Source organism: Superficieibacter sp. (assembly GCF_032071645.1).
Lineage (GTDB): Bacteria > Pseudomonadota > Gammaproteobacteria > Enterobacterales > Enterobacteriaceae > Superficieibacter.
This window is the reverse complement of record NZ_DAMAPU010000008.1, coordinates 16,744-36,007: the sequence shown is the minus strand read 5'-3', so window position 1 is coordinate 36,007 and position 19,264 is coordinate 16,744. Positions and strand designations below refer to the sequence as shown.

Genomic DNA, 19,264 nt, shown 5'->3' with positions numbered 1-19,264 from the left:
TCTGTGTCTTACTTGTTGCCGTCACACAGGACTTTTTTAGCGCCCGGAAAATAAAGGGCAAAACAGTCCAGATTTAGCCAGCAATCCGTGTTAATAACCGGTCAATATCCGCTGAAAGAGGGGCGCAAGGATTCGTTGCGATGCAGCCATCCGCCAGCGCGGCGGTAATGAGTGGCTGGCGTAATGTCTCGAATGCCGTTATATCGACAGACAGCGCTCTCAGCGTGGCGGGAATACCAAAATGACGGTTCATATTTTGTAAATGCGTAATCAGTTCACGTATTGTTTGCTGCGGCGTAGCCGCCTGAATATCCATCATGGTGGCGCACTTCAGGTAGCGTTCGCGGGCATAAGATGAACGCTCAGCGTTAAATTCGATAATTAACGGCAACAGCATGGCGTTAATTTTGCCATGTGGGATATGCAACATGCCGCCAATGGCATGGGCCATCCCATGTACCAGACCCAGTCCGGCAGAATTAAAAGCCATGCCTGCCATACACGACGCATTGTGCATATGAGTGCGCGCATCAAGATTTTTTTCATCGTTAAATACGATGGGCAGAAAGTGCCAGACCAGGGCGATGGCTTTTTCCGCCAGCGCATCGCTAAAGTCGTTAGCGCGACTGGACACCAGGGCCTCAATTGCATGAGTCAGCACGTCCATACCGGTATCAACCGCGACCTGACGCGGGACCGACAACACCAGATGCGGATCGAGAATGGCGCAGTCCGGCACCAGTTTATCGTCGATAAGCGGATATTTACGCCCATTTTCCGGGTCGGAAATAATGGCGTATGACGTCACTTCCGAGCCAGACCCACTGGTAGTGGGGATCGCAATAAGCTCAATCGCATGGTCGGGGAAATATTCTTCGAGCGTGACCTTAATACCTTTTGCGGCATCCAGCGATGAGCCGCCGCCCAGCGCAATAATAACGTCCGGTTTAAAGGTTTTAAACTGGGATGCACCCGCCTGCAAAATATCAATGCTGGGATCGGGCGTGACTGCGCTAAAAATAGAAACGGAAGCCTGGGGCATCTCATTAATCAGGTAGCGTGTTTTACCGGACGTCGCCATAAAATTATCAGTGACAATGCCCACTTTTTTATGATTCAGACGCCGCAGAGTACTGATAGCATCTTCGCCAAAGTAGACGTCAGGAATGGAAAAAAATAGCTCGCCATTGAATAACAACCCTATCCTAAAATTATGTTCGGCCCAGCGGTGCCGCACTGGAAAGAGATTGCATGTTGTCATGGAATACAAAAGAAGACGCTGGCTCTGTTTGTGCTCCGTCAGGATTATGTTGCTGTTATCGGGAGGCGGTGACAAAAAAATATAGTGAGAGGTGGGGGAGGGGCAAATAAATCGGGTGTAGGCACCACGGCAGCGAGGGGAGAGGGTGGCAAAGGTGGGCCAGTATCCCAGCGATTCATCATAATAATGTCGTGAAATGGGCTCGATGGGAAAAGTGTCGTTAACCAGCGAAGCGTCGGAACCATCGTTATAAAGATAGCCATATTCTCCTGATGAATGTGTTTTTAACCACCCGCCGAAATAAAAATGACCGTGATTAATGACGACGTTTTGGATTGTGATGCTTTCTCCTGGTTTGACCCATCGCGCTGGCGTGGTATTGCTACGGGCGGCGCTTTCTCGCGATGGTTGGCGGCTGGTGCTGTATTCAACCGTCTGCCCATTAACGAAAGTAAAGGTTGCCAGTTCGTCATCATCGTAGGACTGAGAATGCATATTTCTCACGCTGCTGTCTGGCTTATTGAGAGATTCTTGTCGGGATGAATGATTTATTTTGGTGATGATTTTGCTGCTTATATTGGGGGGCAGCGATTTTTTCTTTTTGGAAAACAGAAGCCAGATAACCACCAGCATAATAACAAATACCTAGAAGCCCATTCTGTGCCCTTAATCGCTGATAACGCTTCCCGTCATTGTTCTACGATCGGCAAAGGCGGTAAGCATAAAACTGGAAGAGAGATCATAAAATGATACCGCGAATTGGCTGGAGTACAAGCATAAAAACCATATTATTCAAAAGGCTTATGCCATATGGCTGGGGGATCAATTTGCAGGACCAGGTTATACCTGTGAGTCGCGCATAAAACGATTGATTTCATCTTGTGCATGACGAAGACGATCGGCAATGTCAGCAAATCCGTCAGGCTCACGAAAGAACATTCCCCCTTCCACTGCCGTTTGATGATCCCCGGCGATCGCGGCGAATCGTTCAGCATCGTCAGGCAACAGTTGCAAGTATCCGACAATCACCTGAGTAAAATCAACTCCCGGCACAGACCAGCGGCGTTGCTTCATCTCAACCACATTCCGCATGGCCTCCTGTGTTTCATAGGGACTGGCGAAATTATTACGCAGCAGACAATCCACATCATACCAGTGGCGTGCCAGCCGGGCCGGATTTGGCGCTTTGGTTTGTGTGCAGAACTGGTGCAGCGCCGTCAGTTTTTCCCAAAGAATATAACCGGTGTCATAAGCGTTTACGGTCGCGGCAGGTAACTGAAGTGCATCCATTCCTGCAATCCCGGACAGATAGCTCACAACAGGCATCAGAGCGGTTGGCTTGCCACGATTTCGTCCGCCAAATTCCAGCAGAATATGATCGCGTTGATAGGCCATATTGTCTTCTTTCACCCGCGGGAAATTGATGTCTATTTTTTCGCCACCGCTGTCGGGTTCCATTTTTGCTTCAAGTCCCGGGATTTCATAAATCTGAAAGCGTTGGTTTAGCCGTTCTACCAGAGTACTTGTCCATTTTGTTAAGCGCTCTTGCTGCTGATCTCTGAACCGGCGATTCTGGCTATTATTTTGCGTGCTTTGCTCCCACGCCTGCTGTTCTTCCTCTTCTGAATGACCTGCCAGATCGGCCCAGTGAACAGAGAGATCGATATCTTCAGAAAAACGTTCAATCACGTTCCAGCATTTACTTAATGCCGTTCCACCTTTAAACGCGACAGATAATTCTCCCAACAACTCCTCATTAAAAAGTAACCGGAGGATTTCCGTTACCCAGAGATCCTTTTCCAGAAAACTGGCTCCCAGTCCGGAGGGATGCTGCTGCGCCGCGTAAGAGAGGATTGCCTGAAGATCACGGCGTTGCGATGCGCTCTGGTAGTAATCGAAAATGTTCATCAAAGCGCCTTTTGCAATGTCATAAGCTGCGAGCGCCATGCATGAAGCGCGGGTTCATTCATTAACTTTCCGGCAATCTGTCGCGCTTTCGCAGACGGGATGCTCAGTCGATGAAAAGCATTCTTCAGCGTTTCCGGCGGGGTATGTTCCTGCTCCAGACTTAGCAAACCGCGCATCAACTCACCTTCAGGCCGGTTCAGCCAACGTAGCCGACTTGCTGATTTATGCTGGATCCGGACCAACTCATTGCCGACGCGGAACTCTCGCGTAGGGCCATTTGACCAGTAGATGCGTTTAACCGGCGCCTGCATTTGCAGCCCTAACCGGTAAGCGGCTTCCAGTCCCTGAAGGGTGATTTTGTAACCGCGCTCTCTTGCCCATACTGCGGCAACGGCATTGGCGCTGGCGACAACGTTAACAGAGGGGATGTTTTTCAACGGCTTTGGCCGGGAGTAAAAACCGCGTTCAACCCGGACCAGCAGACCTTCTTTGACCAGACGGCTCATTGCCTGTTGCACCGACGCGCGGCTTCCCAGCGCATAAAATCCGCTGATGGAAAAGGGGATGCCACGCTTCATGCGGTGAACCCGCTGGCGGGCCAGAGCGGCAACAGACATTTATTCTCCTAAACTGACGCTTTATTTTGATGTGTTTTTATTTTAAACCATATCTATCAAGGTATACAAGAGTATTTATGTCAGCAGAAATATATCAATCATTGATATATTTAATGGCGGGCCACTATGGGACGTGACCCTGTCGATTTCTGTATCAGGCCTCCGCGTTTAGTGGTTCAGCATTGCGTCTGAATCTGGGGTCGTCTTGTTTTCCGTGCTGATTTGCCCAACCAATAACCTGATCCAGCAATTGCTGCATGTAATCACCGGTATCCCTGATGGTTTCGAAAGGAGAATGCTGCCCGGAGGACAGGAGTGCGGTCAGTCAATCCTGAACGCCAGTAGCCAGGCCTTCGTCCTGAGTGATTTGCAGATAAGCATTTAGCGGCTTATCTTTCGATGCTTCGTCTCCGCCCAGAAAACGTTCAAAGTCAGGAACACTGACGCGGTGGCGAACCGTAAGCCCTTCACTTCGGGCCTCTCGGATAGCTTTTTTGATTTTTTCGTTTTCTGTCCACGTACCATTTTTGGTACCGTTCGATTTTTGCGGTGAATCGGCGTCATGCACCAGACTGAAATCAATTTTGAAATGCGTAAGCACTTTTATTAGTGGTACCAATATGGCTTTTCCTCGGGCGCGGATGATTGCGACCTGATCCATCATTGCATGATTACGTTCTATGATGGACGCCATAAACGCAGCATGTTCCGTATCGTTCTGACGCAGCCACAAAGTATATGTCGGAGCCAGATTGTACTTCTTATAAGCGGCAAGGGGGGACTAAAAGTACTTCTCCCTCTCCTGGAGAACGTCCTAATGGAAATCCCCAATTCGAAGTGTTATCTATTTAAACCTGCTGAACTTGGCAGAGCGTTTGCAAAATTTTTGAGCCGATCATCCTCGCTCTTTTCACCAGTGCATATTATTTATAAACATTTTTATAACATTGAATAGTATATTAACACCTTTTCAAAAAGCACTAATAGATAGGTTTTTTTTAAAAGGAATACATATGATCATGCTTTATAAGAAGTTTTTAGTTAGGTTGGATTTTGACTAATTAATATTCTGGTGAGGAAGCCATATAGATGGTTGAGCATAAGTTTTTGTTGTTGTGGATGCTTATTGTTGTGTTCTTTTCTTATTGCATTTTTAGTATGAAAATATTCTTTTTTATTGATTCTGTGAGTGATGATTCCAGAAGGAAAAACGTTGACGGTTTGCGTTTTTTTCTGTCTGCATTAGTTGCATTCCACCACTATGTCCTCTGCTATTATTATTTTGAAGGAAAAGGATGGGCACTTGAAAATCTCAGCGATTATGCTTTCAACATGAGAGCAGGTTCTGTTGCGGTAATGATATTTTTTATTCTTTCAGGGTTTTTATTTTATGGTTTAAAAACTGATAAATGGGATGTTTTTTATTTCAAAAGATTCCTGCGTATCGCGCCTGTATTCTTTTTTTCATCTTTGATTTGTATTGCTGTTGCTGCTTTTATCAGACGTCATGAACTTGATTATACTGATTTTAGATATAGTTTTTTACTATGGTTTGATGCCGGAATTACCGGCGAGAAAAGCAGTTTGCTGGGTATGCCGGATTCCATGTTTATTAACGCAAGCGTTACATGGACATTGTTCTGGGAGTGGGGGCTTTATTTTAGCTTGCCACTGGTTTTATTGCTAAGAGACAAGGCGAAGCCTTTAACTTTTTCTTTGATCTGCTTGTTTCTTTCCGTTTACGTTTTTCGTGTCATGAAACCAGAGTATAGTATATTTTTGGCATGTTTCTCATGTGGTTTTCTGGCCCGGGCCTGGGTTTTTGATAAAAGATATAGTAAGTTAAAATGTGACATTGGTGTGCTGAGTTGTGTCGGGATCTTATTTTTGTTCTACGAATCGCCATATAGTATCTATGCTCTCCCTGTTCTTGCATTATTATTTATCTTTATTGTCAGTGGTGGGGATGTCTTTGGGTTGCTGTCATGCAGGGCAATGGTAAGACTAGGGGAAATAAGCTATAGTATATATCTTCTGCATGGTATATTTTGGTTTTGCATGAATTATTTTATTAAACACTTCGGGGGTGGCATCAGCACAACAGCTTATATGATAATATCAGCAGCCACATTCATTGCCATGTTGCTTTTCTCATCTCTTACGTATCAGTTTATTGAAAAACCGTTCATGAAAATTGCAATGCGATTAGGTAAGAAGAGCTAAAGTAGAATCACCTGATAAAGTAAAGTCTGGCGGTGCCAGGCTTTACTTTATAGCTTACCAGCCAACCGCAAAACCAACATCGAGAGTGGCGTTATGGGAAGAGTCCCGTTACGTTTGTGTTCAGGGTTGTTTTATACTGAACGCCTGCTGCTATTGCATTCCCGTTTTCATAGTTGCCCAGCCCTATACCGTAAGAGAAAGTATCTTCAGCTATATACAGAATGGATGCTATTGCTGTAACGCCAGCAATACCCGCATTTAGTTTGTCTTCAGCCTCGCTAATCCTGTCGTTAGGTGGTTAAAATTGTCTATTTACTGATTCACAAAATTGATTAAACCGGTAGTGTGTATAAGTATTAGCGTTAAATTTTTCATAGTCAGCAATATCCTGTGCATACGTGATGCTCTGCTGATATTTATTATCCATATGATTATTAGATGTGGTAATCGCTTCATTTGTTGCAACGTTAATATTTGCAGCTAGTCCGTTTTTTGTATCGATAATTTTATTGGCAGTATAAGCGTTAGCATTAACGAATTTTTTGCTGACGAGTTATCTGTATAAATTCGCATGTCATTATTCGCGTTTATTACCCGTCACGTTAACCCGGAGTAATGACATATTAATTTTTTCATTGTAGTTGCTGTCGGTGTTATTATTGCCATAAACGTTTGCGATATCGTCATTTTCGATTTTATCTCCCTTTCCTATGATATTATTACCAGCACAGGCTATACATGTCGCGCCCATAGTCAGAAATAAAATGGCGATTTTAGATGATTTCATTTGTTGTTTCTTGGTTCGGGTTATTTACATGCTGAACGGTCATGAACATAACGCGTTCAGGGGCAGAGTAGTAAATCGGGCGCGAAAAAGAGAGTGTATTTTCTTATTCAGAAAAATTAATTTCTTAAAATGACTCGGGTATAAAAGAATTTATTAAGATGAACAGAGAATTATTAATCGATTTTTTAAGAGACGTTGAGTACAGGAAAATTTATCGTTTTAAGGGTTGTTAAAAATGTAAGGCTGGGTATTTTCACCAGTTTCTGACGGAGACAAATGCATCCGGAGAGGACAAGGTCAGCTTTCAAAGGGCATTTGAGCGGCTGGGCCACCACCGGCAGGATAACAGCACGATGTACACCTGCCATTGGTACCAGAATGAGCAAAGAGAGGGGCATTTTCAGAAGGTTATCTGAAGTGGCGGCATACGGTACTGAATGACCAGAAGCGGGCTACGCGGAACATGCGGGCGCTGTTTAATTTGGGGATCAAACAGGGATTACTGCCACAAGCCGAGAATCCTCTCAACGGCGCGGGTGTTCGTCCCGGTACGAAAAAGAAAAGGTGCTGACGCAGGCACAGATGGATGCGATGTAACCGCTGCGGGCGTTCTTCCGGCGTTTGTCCCGGGCATGTAAATTCACGATCACTCCGTACTGGTTTCGGCACACGGTGGCACCCCACACGATGAAATCTCTGGAATGTAATCCGTATGCCCTGAAGAAGCTGCTGAGCCCTGTCAGCATTACATCCACACTGAAATATGGCGATGAAAGTGTTGAGAATTTGCGGGATAGACTGGAAACAGATTTAAGGTGCAGCCTGATGAATATGGCGCTGACATAATTTGCCAGGGGAAAGAAGATCTGTAAATATCACGCATAAAAAACTGACTATGCGAACAGGTCCGTTTTTCGTGAGTTTTTCAACTACGGCGACAGGATTGCAGTGCTATAAAGCAAAAAACCAGCCCGCAGGCTGGTTTTTCTAAATAAGTGGTGCCCGGACTCGGAATCGAACCAAGGACACGGGGATTTTCAATCCCCTGCTCTACCGACTGAGCTATCCGGGCAACGGGGCGCATTAAACCGTAATCCCACATTAACGTCAATAAAATTTCGCGAAATCCCGTTTGTTTGCTTAAGTTTGCGGCAAAATGTCCTTTACGTCAGCGCACCGCCCTGACGGCACTGGGCAAAACGTAGCACGTCCTCTGCCAGCCGATGGGCGGTGTCGACATCGGTCTGGCTGCGGTTGACCAGCATCCGACTGAGGCAGCCTTCCAGAATCAGTTCCATCTGTTTTGCGACCATGGCCGGATCGTCAACTTCAAGCTGGGTCAGTAGCTCATGGCTGAAGTCGTGTGCGGCCTGCTTTTGCTGATCGGCCAGTTGATGGATCGGGTGCGCCGGATCGGGATAAAACGTGCAGGCCGCAATAAACAGGCAGCCGGGATAACGGTTGTTGCTTACGCACTCGGTCAGTGCGCCGTAACGTGCCAGCAGTTTTTGCTCGGTGGTAAGCTCGTCATTGTGCAGCAGTTGCCTGCGCCAGGCCTCAACCTGTTGGCTGAGGTAGCGCAGTACGTCGTACAGCAGCGCTTCGCGGTCGGGCCAGAATCGCTGGAGTTCTTCCGGCGGATAATCAAGGCGCTCGGCAACCATCTCGAGCGTGGTGCTGGCTATCCCTCTTATTTCGAGTAATTTAAGGGCTTCTCCCAGGACGTCTTCACGTTGCACGATATTCTCCTCCATTTTATCCCCTGAAGTGTCGTTTATCGGGGCAGATTCTGCAAATGTGACTGAAAAGCGGGCGCATCCATAAAGCCTGTCACTCTGGCGTCGGGCTGTTCCTGCCCGGCGGTATCGAAAAATAAAATTGTCGGTAATCCCAGGACGTTAAGTCGCTTTAACAGCGCGATGTCTTCGGCGCTGTTGGCGGTGACGTCAGCCTGGAGCAGCACGCTATGATTTAAGGCCTGCTGAATCTGTGGGTCGCTGAACGTATATTTTTCAAATTCTTTACAGGCTACGCACCAGTCAGCATACAGATCTAACATGACAGGCTTACCGCGCGCCTGAGCCAGCGCCTGGTTGAGATCGTTGACGCTGGCAATGCGGGTGAAACTGAGATGCGGCTGGCTGGTGGTGATGGTGGTGCCGAAAACCCAATCCTGAAGCGGGCGGGCGGCAACCAGCGCCGCACCCAGCAGAACAATCTGCATGATGCGCATCCACGCTCGCGGTGCGTTGAGACTGGTGATAAATGCCCAGCCGAAGAAAGCGACACCGAGCAGCGCCCACAGCCGTAATCCCCATACGTCGCCGACGATCCGCTCCAGTAAAAATACCGGCAGCGCGAGAATAATAAAGCCGAAGGCGGTTTTAACGTGCGCCATCCACGGGCCGCTTTTCGGCAGCAGTCGGTTGCCGAAAACCGTGACCAGAATCAGGGGCAGCCCCATGCCGAGCGCGTAAAGATAAAGCGTGCCGCCGCCCAGCCACAGGTTCCCGCTCTGGGCGATATATAACAGAATGGCGCTGAGCGGCGCAGTGGTGCAGGGCGAACAGATAAGTCCGGCAATCGCGCCCATCATAAAGACGCCACCGGGGGATCCACCCTGCTGGCGGTTGCTCATCAGTGCCAGGCGGGTTTGTAGGGAGGAGGGCAGTTGCAGGGTGAACAGGCCGAACATCGACAGCGCCAGCAGGGTAAAGATAATCGACAGGCCGATAAGGACATACGGATGCTGGAGCGCTGCCTGAAATTGCAGGCCCGCAGCGGCAACGACCAGGCCAAGGGCGGTGTAGGTGAGCGCCATGCCCTGTACGTAAATAAATGCCAGCAGCAGGGCGCGGGCGGTGGAAAGCCGCTGCCTGCCGCCCAGTACGATGCCGGAGATTAACGGGTACATCGGCAGCACGCAGGGCGTGAAGGCGATGCCAATACCGATTAACAGTGCCCACAGGGCGGTGAAGGGGAGTTCGGCGTTGTCGCTCCCCCTCTCCACTGGGGAGAGGGAGGTGTTGGCTGCGGTGGCGGTGGTTGTCCTCTCTCTGGGGGAGGGGTTGGCTGCGCTGTTGGCTGCCTCGTCGGGCAAGGAGGACACGTCTGACCCGGAGCTTTCCCTCTCCTGAGGGAGAGGGCGTACCGCGCTCACCGGCACCACTTTCGTCTCCGGCGGATAGCAAAACCCTGCCGCTGCACAGCCCTGATACGTCACGCTCAGCGTCGCGCCTTGCTCCGCAGAGCGAAGAGTCACGGGCACCGACAGCTGCTGACGGTAAATCTCGCTCTTGCCATAAAACTCATCCTCATGGTTTTCTCCCGCCGGAAGCGCCAGCGGGGCGAGGTCTGCTTTTGAGGCGCTGATGTTGATCTGCTGGCGATAAAGGTAATAACCCTCTTTTACCTGCCAGGTGAGGTTAATATCATGCTGTTTTTGCTGAAAATCGAAAGTAAACGCCTGGTCAGCGGGAACAAACGTCGCGCGTCCGGGCGCATCAAAAAGACCGGCAAAAGCTGAGGCACTGCACAGTAGCAGGATCAGCGTAAGGATGCGTTGAGCCATGAGAGATAATCGTTGTCTGCGTGAATAACGGGTAACACCAGGAGTTCCGGGGTCTGATACGGATGATGCGATTTCAGGCAGTCGAGCAGCGCCTGTTGGTTAGCGGGAGACGTTTTCAGCACCATCTGCACTTCGTACTCCTGCTCCAGCTTACCTTCCCAGTAATACAGGGAGGTGGCGCCGGGAAGGAGAGTCACGCAGGCGGCGAGTTTATCCGCCAGCACTTTAGCGGCCAGATCCTGGGCGGTGGCTTCATCCGGGGCGGTACAGAGCACTACAACGGCGTTGGGCGTGGTCATCGTCAACCTCGTATCATCGAAAAGAGGCACTATACCACGCAAAGGATCGCGCGGGCCGTGCAATGGCCCGCGCTTAACATCATTTACAACAGGATCCCGCCAAAAATAAATCCGAGGATCACGCACAGACTGATCGCGATCACCCCGGGGACCAAAAAGGCGTGGTTGAAAACATATTTGCCGATGCGGGTGGAGCCGGTATCGTCCATTTCGACCGCCGCCAGCAGCGTCGGGTAGGTCGGCAGCACAAACAGCGCGGAAACGGCGGCAAAAGAGGCCACCGCCGTCAGCGGGCTGACGCCCAGCAGCAGCGCAGCGGGCATCAGCGCTTTGGTGGTCGCCGCCTGCGAATAGAGCAGGGTGGCCGCAAAGAACAATACCACCGCCAGCAGCCACGGATAGCTGTTCAGCAGATCGCCTGCAACCGCCTGAATATCCTGAATATGATGCTTAACGAAAGTATCACCCAGCCAGGCTACGCCGAGGACACAGATACAGGCGCTCATGCCAGATTTAAAGGTGCTGGCGTTGAGGATCTCGCCGGTATCCACTTTGCAGGTCAGACAAATCAGCGTCGCGATGGTCAGCATAAAGACCACAATCGCTTCGTTACGCGGCAGGATCGGGTTGGCGATAAGCCCTACTGTCGGGCTAATCGCCGTGGCATAGAGCATCACCGCCACGATACCGATTAAAAACAGCATCACCGAACGTTTGGCGTGCGGTTTGAGGTTAAAAACCTGGCTGCCGCGCAGTTTGATTTCGCCCTTCGCCAGACGTTCCTGATAGACCGGATCGTCTTTCAGTTCCGCGCCGAGGAAGTTACAGACCACGGCAGTCAGCATTACGGCGATCAGCGTGACCGGAATACAAACCGCCAGCAGCGTCAGATAGCTTACGCCCAGCGGTTCAAGGATACCGGCAAAGAAAACCACCGCTGCGGAAATCGGCGAGGCGGTAATGGCAATCTGCGAGGCGACGACGGCAATCGACAGCGGGCGGGAAGGCCGGATGCCCTGCTCCTTCGCGACTTCCGTGATCACCGGCAGGGTGGAAAATGCCGTGTGCCCGGTGCCCGCCAGAATGGTCATAAACCACGTTACCAGCGGTGCGAGGAACGTAATGTATTTTGGGTGCCGCCGCAGCATCCGCTCCGCGAGGCTCACGAGGAAATCCATCCCGCCCGCGACCTGCATGGCGGCAATCGCGGCGATCACCGCCATAATGATTTCAATGACGTCAAAAGGGATCGCGCCGGGGGGAATTTGAAAAAACAGGGTCAGGACGAGGACGCCCAGCCCGCCAGCAAAGCCGATGCCGATGCCGCCGAGACGGGCACCGAGATAGATCGCCAGCAGGACGATAACGAGTTCTGCACCAAACATAGAGGCCTTCTCTTATTTTAATGAATTGATATTAAATTGTTGTAATTAGGTAAATGCAAGCAACAAAAAAGGCACGTCATCGCTGACGTGCCTTCATGTTTAGCCAAACCAGTTACTGTTCGCTTTCATCAGTGTAACGCTTTGCTTTATAGGCCGGGTGCATCAGGTTCTGCGCCGAGAAAATATCATCCAGCTCGGTTTCGGTGAGCAGCCCGCGCTCCAGCACCACTTCACGCACGCTCTTACCGGTTTCGGCACAAATTTTGCCGACGATATCGCCGTTATGGTGGCCAATAAACGGGTTGAGATAGGTCACGATACCGATAGAGTTATAGACATAACCTTCGCAGACAGCCTTGTTAGCGGTGATGCCATTGATGCATTTTTCCAGCAGGTTGTAGCAGGCGTTGGTCAGAATGTGGATAGATTCAAACATCGCCTGACCAATAACCGGTTCCATCACGTTGAGCTGGAGCTGGCCCGCCTCAGACGCCATCGTTACCGTGGTATCGTTGCCGATGACCTTAAAGCACACCTGGTTAACCACTTCCGGCACCACCGGGTTAACCTTCGCGGGCATGATGGACGAACCGGCCTGCAACTCTGGCAGGTTGATTTCATTCAGCCCGGCGCGCGGACCGGAGGAGAGCAGGCGCAGGTCGTTACAGATTTTAGACATCTTCACGGCAAGGCGTTTCAGCGAGCTGTGCACCATGACGTAAGCGCCACAGTCGGAGGTCGCTTCAATCAGGTCTTCCGCCGGAACGACCGGCAGGTTGCTCACTTCAGCCAGCTTTTGTACCGCCAGATGCTGGTAGCCATCCGGGGTGTTCAGGCGCGTACCGATCGCCGTCGCGCCGAGGTTAACCTCCAGCAGCAGTTCGGCGGTACGCAGCAGGTTTTTCGTCTCTTCATTCAGCAGAACGTTAAAAGCGTGGAACTCCTGGCCGAGAGTCATCGGCACCGCATCCTGCAACTGGGTGCGCCCCATTTTCAGCACGTCCTGGAACTCAACCGCTTTTTTCTGGAAGCCTTCGCCCAACTGGTGAATGGCGTCGATCAGTTTGACGATCGAGGCATACACCGCGATACGGAACCCGGTCGGGTAAGCGTCGTTGGTGGACTGGCATTTATTGACGTGATCGTTAGGGTTAAGGAACTGGTATTCGCCTTTTTGATGGCCCATCAGCTCAAGACCGATGTTTGCCAGCACCTCGTTAGTATTCATGTTGACGGACGTACCCGCGCCGCCCTGATAGACGTCAACCGGGAACTGATCCATACATTTGCCATTGTTCAAAACTTCATCACAGGCGGCGATAATGGCGTTAGCCACATTTTTTGGGATGGTCTGTAGCTCTTTGTTTGCCAGAGCCGCTGCCTTCTTCACCATCACCATGCCGCGCACAAATTCAGGGATGTCACTGATTTTGCTGTTGCTGATATAGAAGTTTTCAATCGCTCTCAGAGTGTGGACGCCATAGTAGGCATCCGCTGGAACTTCCCTGGTGCCCAACAGGTCTTCTTCGATACGAATGTTGTTTAACATGTAAACCTTCTCTTTCAAGCTGCCAATGATTACACCAAATACGCAGTATTTATGTGGGTATGCGTATTTTCTGACCGACGATTATCTCCTGAATCGGCCTGGTGCCCACGATCATATGCTGATAATAGCGAATTGCAGTAATCTGGATCACTTATTCTGCGTGCGATCGCAAGATAATTATTGATGTGTGAAATGTATCACCACATTTACATTCACTGAAAAAATAGCCACCGAATCTGGTTGAACTTTCGCTATTCGCCTCCATCTCAAAAAGATGCGATTCGCAAACCTATTTTGGCAGGGGCTGGCAGGCCGCTGCCCACCACAGGAGAAGCCAGTGCGCTGGATACCTTTACTTGCTGTTTTCTTATACGTTTATATTGAGATTTCTATTTTTATCCAGGTTGCCCATGTGCTGGGCGTTCTGGTTACGCTGCTGCTGGTGATTTTCACTTCTTTCATTGGCATGTCGCTGGTGCGTAATCAGGGCTTTAAGAACTTTCTGCTGATGCAGCAAAAAATGGCAGCGGGTGAAAGCCCGGCGGCGGAAATGGTTAAAAGCGTTTCCCTGATCCTTGCCGGTCTGCTGCTGGTGCTGCCAGGGTTCTTTACCGATTTGCTGGGTCTGCTGCTGCTGTTGCCGCCAGTGCAGAAGCATCTGACCTTAAAACTGCTGCCGCACCTGCGCTTTTCGCGGATGCCGGGCGGCGGGTTCAGCGCGGGTGGCGGTGAGACTTTTGACGGTGAATACCAGCGTAAGGATGACGAACGCGATCGCATTGAGCACAAAGACGATCGCTAATCGTTCAGGAAATCACCAGGGCGCGCTTTGGCAATAGCAGCCACAGCGCGGCCAGCATCACGATGGCGTACAGGCTTTTGACCCCCACCATCGCCAGCAGCATCAGGCAAAGCAGACTGCCGATGACCGCCAGCGCTTTATATCGACCTTTCAGCAGACGGCAGCCTGCCAGCATACACAGCAAATAAATCATGATGAAAATGCCGTTGGCGTAGACGATCAGCGCATCCAGATTGATCTCCAGTGCGTAAATCGCCACGGTACACACCACGCAGCAGCCCAAAACGGCATTGAGGGCATTCATTGGCAGCTGTTTTTTCGACAGGCTGGCAAGCGCGCTTTGTGGTTTCCACTGCGCCTGCGACCAGACCAGTCGCGCAAAACTCTGGATATAAATGTTGAGACTGGCGAAGCAGGCCAGATAACCGATAATGCAGGCTACCCACTGCGCCTTCACGCCAAAAAGCTGGACCACAATGGCGGGTAGCGACGCCGCCGCCGCGCGATCTGCGCCGTAGGCGTTAAAGTGCAGCACCAGCACGGTACAAGCCCAGTAGACCGAACCGGCCAGCAGCAGACCGATCATCAGAGCGCGTGGAAAATCGCGCTCCGGGTGCCTGAACTCCGAGGCCAGATGCGCGAAGGCTTCGAGGCCGACGAAGCACCAGAACATCACCGCCAGCGCGGCAAACAGCGCGGAGGGCCGCACGTCAGCGGGGGCAGGGAAGGGGATCTCCGCCAGCGTTAAATCGCCAAATGCCCATATGGCGACGATCAGCGCCACAATCAGCACCGCAACCAGACTTTGCAGGTTAGCGCTGGAGCCTGCGCCGCGCGTGCCGACGAGCCAAATCAAAGCGAGTGTGATCAGCTCCGCCATCAATAGCTGCCAGCCGTGCCAGCCGAACATCGCCTGCCAGAAACCGGCGGCAATATGCAGCGCGGCAGGCAGGCCGACGGGGATCACCGACAAAAACAGCCAGCCGGTGACTCTTTCCAGCCGTGGACCAAACGCCATCCCGACAAAGTGCGCCACCCCGCCCGCACTGGGGAAATGGCGGCCGAGAATGGCAAACACGATCGCAATCGGGAAGACCAGCGCAATCAGCACCGGCCACGCCCACAAACTGTTATTTTCCGCGACGAATGCCGCCAGCGCCGGAACAGCAAACACGCCGGTTCCCAGTAGCGAGGTGGAAAGCAGGCCTACGCCCTGTGCCAGCCCCAGTTCTTGTTTCAAACCTGCCATGAATCATTTGCTCAGTGAATGCGGACCCTGACGGAATGGTATCACAATCACTTTTGCTTATAACGATGGCAGGCCGTCGGGAGGAAATTCTGTCTCCATACGTAAATTTTTTTTCTCTCTCCCCCTTGAAGGGGGAAAAAGCGACCCCCATCTCTCTGGCACCAGTCGGAGAAGCTGTTGCCATCCGACGTCATCCATAACTGATAAAGACTTTCTCAAAGGAGAGCTATCAATGAGTATTCGTCCGCTACATGATCGTGTGATCGTCAAACGCAAAGAAGTTGAATCCAAATCTGCTGGCGGTATCGTTCTGACCGGTTCTGCGGCAGGCAAATCAACTCGTGGCGAAATCATCGCTGTCGGTAAAGGCCGCATTCTGGAAAACGGTAATGTGCAGCCGCTGGACGTTAAAGTTGGCGATATCGTAATTTTTAACGATGGCTACGGCGTGAAGTCCGAGAAAATCGACAACGAAGAAGTGCTGATCATGTCCGAAAGCGACATCCTGGCAATTGTTGAAGCGTAATCCGCGACCGACACTGAACATACGAATTTAAGGGAAAGAGAAAATGGCAGCTAAAGACGTAAAATTCGGTAACGACGCTCGTGTGAAAATGCTGCGCGGCGTAAACGTACTGGCAGATGCAGTGAAAGTTACCCTCGGCCCGAAAGGCCGTAACGTGGTTCTGGATAAATCTTTCGGTGCACCGACCATCACTAAAGATGGCGTTTCCGTAGCACGTGAAATCGAACTGGAAGACAAGTTCGAAAACATGGGTGCGCAGATGGTGAAAGAAGTGGCCTCTAAAGCGAACGACGCTGCGGGCGACGGCACCACCACCGCAACCGTGCTGGCTCAGTCCATCATCACTGAAGGTCTGAAAGCCGTTGCTGCGGGCATGAACCCGATGGATCTGAAACGCGGTATCGACAAAGCTGTTCAGGCTGCGGTTGAAGAACTGAAAGCGCTGTCCGTACCCTGCTCCGACTCCAAAGCTATCGCGCAGGTGGGGACTATCTCCGCTAACTCCGACGAAACCGTAGGTAAACTGATCGCCGAAGCGATGGATAAAGTCGGTAAAGAAGGCGTGATTACCGTTGAAGACGGCACCGGTTTGCAGGACGAACTGGACGTGGTTGAAGGTATGCAGTTCGACCGTGGCTACCTGTCTCCTTACTTCATCAACAAGCCGGAAACTGGCGCAGTAGAACTGGAAAGCCCGTTCATCCTGCTGGCTGATAAAAAAATCTCTAACATCCGCGAAATGCTGCCGGTTCTCGAAGCCGTCGCAAAAGCTGGCAAACCGCTGCTGATCATCGCTGAAGATGTTGAAGGCGAAGCGCTGGCTACGCTGGTGGTTAACACCATGCGCGGCATCGTGAAAGTGGCTGCGGTGAAAGCACCGGGCTTCGGCGACCGTCGTAAAGCGATGTTGCAGGATATCGCTACGCTGACCGGTGGTACCGTGATCTCTGAAGAAATCGGTATGGAACTGGAAAAAGCTACCCTGGAAGATCTGGGTCAGGCAAAACGCGTTGTCATCAACAAAGACACCACCACCATCATCGATGGCGTGGGTGAAGAAGCGGCCATTCAGGGTCGTGTGACTCAGATCCGCCAGCAGATCGAAGAAGCCACTTCTGATTACGACCGTGAAAAACTGCAGGAGCGCGTAGCGAAACTGGCAGGCGGCGTTGCGGTAATCAAAGTCGGTGCTGCGACTGAAGTTGAAATGAAAGAGAAAAAAGCACGCGTTGAAGATGCCCTGCACGCTACCCGTGCTGCGGTAGAAGAAGGCGTGGTTGCTGGCGGTGGCGTTGCGCTGATCCGCGTAGCTTCCAAACTGGGCGAACTGCGTGGTCAGAACGAAGACCAGAACGTGGGTATCAAAGTTGCGCTGCGCGCGATGGAATCCCCGCTGCGTCAGATCGTGCTGAACTGCGGTGAAGAGCCGTCAGTAGTCGCTAACACCGTGAAAGCTGGCGACGGTAACTACGGTTACAACGCAGCGACCGAAGAATACGGTAACATGATCGACATGGGTATCCTGGACCCAACCAAAGTGACTCGTTCTGCGCTGCAGTACGCGGCTTCCGTGGCTGGCCTGATGATCACCACCGAGTGCATGGTTACCGACCTGCCGAAAGCTGACGCACCTGACTTAGGTGGCGCTGGCGGTATGGGCGGCATGGGTGGCATGGGCGGTATGATGTAATTGCCCTGCACCTCGCAGAAATGAATAAACCCCCGGTCAGAAATGTCCGGGGGTTTTTCTTTTGGTCATCTTTTTAGTATAAGTTCTAAACACGGACACGTTTGTCCAGCTAAACGATAACGAGGAATAACATGCGCGGAAAAATCTCAGCAGGGATCGTGGGTGCAGCACTACTGCTGGCGGGGTGTAGTTCCAGCAATGACCTGACCGCTGGCGGGCAGAGCGTTCGCTTTGTCGAAGAAAAGCCGGGCGCAGAATGCCAGCTGGTTGGCACGGCTAACGGCAAGCAGAGCAACTGGCTCTCTGGTCAGCACGGTGAAGAAGGCGGCTCCATGCGCGGCGCGGCAAATGCGCTGCGTAATCAAGCGGCGGCCATGGGCGGCAACGTGATTTATGGTGTCAGCAGCCCGACGCAGGGCATGCTGTCGAGCTTTGTGCCGACCGCCAGCGAGATGCAGGGGCAGGTTTATAAGTGCCCGAACTGATGGACTGTACAATGCCCCCGCGAACCGGGGGCATTGTTGTTTCAGGAGGCGTGTTTCTGCTGAACGCTCTGGTGTAGCTGGTAGAGCGCGCGCATACATTGTTCCTGCGTCAGCGGCTGGGTGTTATTCGCCGCGATAGTTCTGACAAACACCTGGCAGGGTTTATCTTTTAATTTACCCAGGCGGGCGCTGTAACTTAACAGGCGGTGCGAAATGGCCTCGGCGCTTTTGGATTGTGATGTACTGCGGGTTTTCGCCACCGTTCCGCAGTGCTGCTGTTTACCCTGCTCGTCGGTATATTGATAAACCATCGCCAGATAATAATTGAAAAGATCTAATTTCCACTGCGGCTGCTGGTAAGTATCAAATTCGAAGCTGCTGTTATCCAGGCAGTCAACGTCATAGAGCGGCAGAAAATCGAGCAGCGAAGAGAGGCGCAGCGACAGTTCACGCATTTTGGCGTTATTGATTGCCTGGATAATAGCCTGCACGACTAACGCAATCTGTAGCTCATTAATTTCAATATCCAGCGTTTCGCCACCGTGAAGGGTGAATTTGAACAGCAGATTTTCACCGGTATTGTTACTCAGCTCGATGTTATCAACGCGCTGGGTGGCGTCAGCATTGCGCAGTTCTTCTTCAGCGATCGTCGGAATGTTGGTATGCATTTTTTTGACGACAAGATTACGGGCATTGTTCAGCGCAAGGCATTGTTCTTCAGCAAGTTGGGCGTGCTGCCATAGCCGGTGTTCCAGCGCGATAAGCAGATCTCTGAGTACCAGCGCGGGTAAAAAGAGCAGCGTTTCTTTATTTCGCGGCTGCTTTATTTTTAGCGCCAGTGCCACAAAATCATCACCCTTACGAATGATTCCAGTGTTAATTCCCTTAATAGTCATTGCCATTGCGGTTCTC

Annotated in this window: 19 protein-coding genes and 1 tRNA gene; 6 read left to right on the top strand and 14 right to left on the bottom strand. The window is 51.2% G+C overall.

The annotated features are described in order from the left end of the window. Window positions 1–73 precede the first annotated feature (73 nt). The gene (locus tag RT197_RS15250; RefSeq protein WP_312952002.1) at window positions 74–1,756 is read right to left on the bottom strand and encodes a 1-propanol dehydrogenase PduQ; all 1,683 of its coding nucleotides are present in this window, start codon (window positions 1,754–1,756) and stop codon (window positions 74–76) included. Between the two features lie 48 nt (window positions 1,757–1,804). Between RT197_RS15250 and RT197_RS15245 the strand changes: the two genes are divergently transcribed. After that, window positions 1,805–2,011, top strand: a complete 207-nt coding sequence (locus RT197_RS15245) for a hypothetical protein (protein WP_312952001.1) — start codon at window positions 1,805–1,807, stop codon at window positions 2,009–2,011. 90 nt (window positions 2,012–2,101) lie between these two features. Here RT197_RS15245 and RT197_RS15240 read toward each other — a convergent pair whose 3' ends face one another. From RT197_RS15240 to RT197_RS15230, 3 genes are all read right to left on the bottom strand, one after another. After that, window positions 2,102–3,169, bottom strand: a complete 1,068-nt coding sequence (locus RT197_RS15240) for a nucleotidyl transferase AbiEii/AbiGii toxin family protein (RefSeq protein WP_312952000.1) — start codon at window positions 3,167–3,169, stop codon at window positions 2,102–2,104. After that, complete coding sequence (locus RT197_RS15235; protein ID WP_312951999.1) at window positions 3,169–3,786, bottom strand: DUF6088 family protein; 618 nt, start codon at window positions 3,784–3,786, stop codon at window positions 3,169–3,171. The genes RT197_RS15240 and RT197_RS15235 overlap by 1 nt, the downstream gene beginning before the upstream one ends. Window positions 3,787–4,111: 325 nt before the next feature. Beyond that, window positions 4,112–4,480, bottom strand: a complete 369-nt coding sequence (locus RT197_RS15230) for a hypothetical protein (protein WP_312951998.1) — start codon at window positions 4,478–4,480, stop codon at window positions 4,112–4,114. A gap of 395 nt (window positions 4,481–4,875) precedes the next feature. On the opposite strand from RT197_RS15230, the gene RT197_RS15225 reads away from it, so the two are divergent. After that, window positions 4,876–6,009, top strand: coding sequence for an acyltransferase (locus RT197_RS15225; RefSeq protein ID WP_312951997.1), 1,134 nt, complete (start codon window positions 4,876–4,878; stop codon window positions 6,007–6,009). 91 nt (window positions 6,010–6,100) lie between these two features. Here the strand turns inward: RT197_RS15225 and RT197_RS22020 are convergent, their stop codons facing one another. From RT197_RS22020 to aspA, 8 genes are all read right to left on the bottom strand, one after another. Beyond that, window positions 6,101–6,190 carry a hypothetical protein gene (locus tag RT197_RS22020; protein WP_409529701.1) on the bottom strand — a complete coding sequence of 30 codons (90 nt, stop codon included), beginning with the start codon at window positions 6,188–6,190 and terminating at the stop codon, window positions 6,101–6,103. Between the two features lie 396 nt (window positions 6,191–6,586). After that, entirely contained in the window at window positions 6,587–6,796 is a 210-nt protein-coding gene (locus RT197_RS15220) for a hypothetical protein (RefSeq protein ID WP_312951996.1), read from the bottom strand. A gap of 996 nt (window positions 6,797–7,792) precedes the next feature. After that, window positions 7,793–7,868: transfer RNA gene (locus tag RT197_RS15215), tRNA-Phe, on the bottom strand. Between the two features lie 91 nt (window positions 7,869–7,959). Beyond that, entirely contained in the window at window positions 7,960–8,535 is a 576-nt protein-coding gene (locus RT197_RS15210) for a transcriptional regulator (protein WP_312952111.1), read from the bottom strand. A 35-nt stretch (window positions 8,536–8,570) separates the two neighbouring features. Then, a complete protein-coding gene (locus RT197_RS15205; protein WP_312951995.1) occupies window positions 8,571–10,367 on the bottom strand; it encodes a protein-disulfide reductase DsbD in 1,797 nt (598 codons plus the stop codon). Beyond that, complete coding sequence (gene cutA / locus RT197_RS15200; RefSeq protein WP_312951994.1) at window positions 10,343–10,666, bottom strand: divalent cation tolerance protein CutA; 324 nt, start codon at window positions 10,664–10,666, stop codon at window positions 10,343–10,345. The genes RT197_RS15205 and cutA overlap by 25 nt, the downstream gene beginning before the upstream one ends. A gap of 83 nt (window positions 10,667–10,749) precedes the next feature. Next, on the bottom strand, window positions 10,750–12,051 hold the full coding sequence (locus RT197_RS15195; protein ID WP_312951992.1) for an anaerobic C4-dicarboxylate transporter: 1,302 nt from the start codon (window positions 12,049–12,051) through the stop codon (window positions 10,750–10,752). 112 nt (window positions 12,052–12,163) lie between these two features. Beyond that, window positions 12,164–13,600, bottom strand: coding sequence for an aspartate ammonia-lyase (aspA, locus tag RT197_RS15190; RefSeq protein WP_312951991.1), 1,437 nt, complete (start codon window positions 13,598–13,600; stop codon window positions 12,164–12,166). A 337-nt stretch (window positions 13,601–13,937) separates the two neighbouring features. Between aspA and RT197_RS15185 the strand changes: the two genes are divergently transcribed. Further along, window positions 13,938–14,402, top strand: a complete 465-nt coding sequence (locus RT197_RS15185) for an FxsA family protein (RefSeq protein ID WP_312951990.1) — start codon at window positions 13,938–13,940, stop codon at window positions 14,400–14,402. A 4-nt stretch (window positions 14,403–14,406) separates the two neighbouring features. Here the strand turns inward: RT197_RS15185 and yjeH are convergent, their stop codons facing one another. Further along, window positions 14,407–15,651 (bottom strand): L-methionine/branched-chain amino acid transporter, encoded by a 1,245-nt coding sequence (gene yjeH, locus RT197_RS15180; protein WP_312951988.1) that lies wholly within the window; start codon window positions 15,649–15,651, stop codon window positions 14,407–14,409. A 232-nt stretch (window positions 15,652–15,883) separates the two neighbouring features. Between yjeH and RT197_RS15175 the strand changes: the two genes are divergently transcribed. The 3 genes from RT197_RS15175 (at window position 15,884) to RT197_RS15165 (ending at window position 18,352) form a co-directional block, all read left to right on the top strand. After that, the gene (locus RT197_RS15175) at window positions 15,884–16,177 is read left to right on the top strand and encodes a co-chaperone GroES (protein ID WP_043081801.1); all 294 of its coding nucleotides are present in this window, start codon (window positions 15,884–15,886) and stop codon (window positions 16,175–16,177) included. 43 nt (window positions 16,178–16,220) lie between these two features. Next, on the top strand, window positions 16,221–17,867 hold the full coding sequence (gene groL / locus RT197_RS15170) for a chaperonin GroEL (RefSeq protein ID WP_312951986.1): 1,647 nt from the start codon (window positions 16,221–16,223) through the stop codon (window positions 17,865–17,867). A 131-nt stretch (window positions 17,868–17,998) separates the two neighbouring features. Then, window positions 17,999–18,352, top strand: a complete 354-nt coding sequence (locus tag RT197_RS15165) for a DUF4156 domain-containing protein (protein ID WP_312951985.1) — start codon at window positions 17,999–18,001, stop codon at window positions 18,350–18,352. Window positions 18,353–18,393: 41 nt separating this feature from the next. On the opposite strand, the gene yjeJ is transcribed toward RT197_RS15165, so the two are convergent. Then, window positions 18,394–19,254, bottom strand: coding sequence for a YjeJ family protein (yjeJ, locus tag RT197_RS15160; RefSeq protein ID WP_312951983.1), 861 nt, complete (start codon window positions 19,252–19,254; stop codon window positions 18,394–18,396). Between the last annotated feature and the right edge of the window lie 10 nt (window positions 19,255–19,264).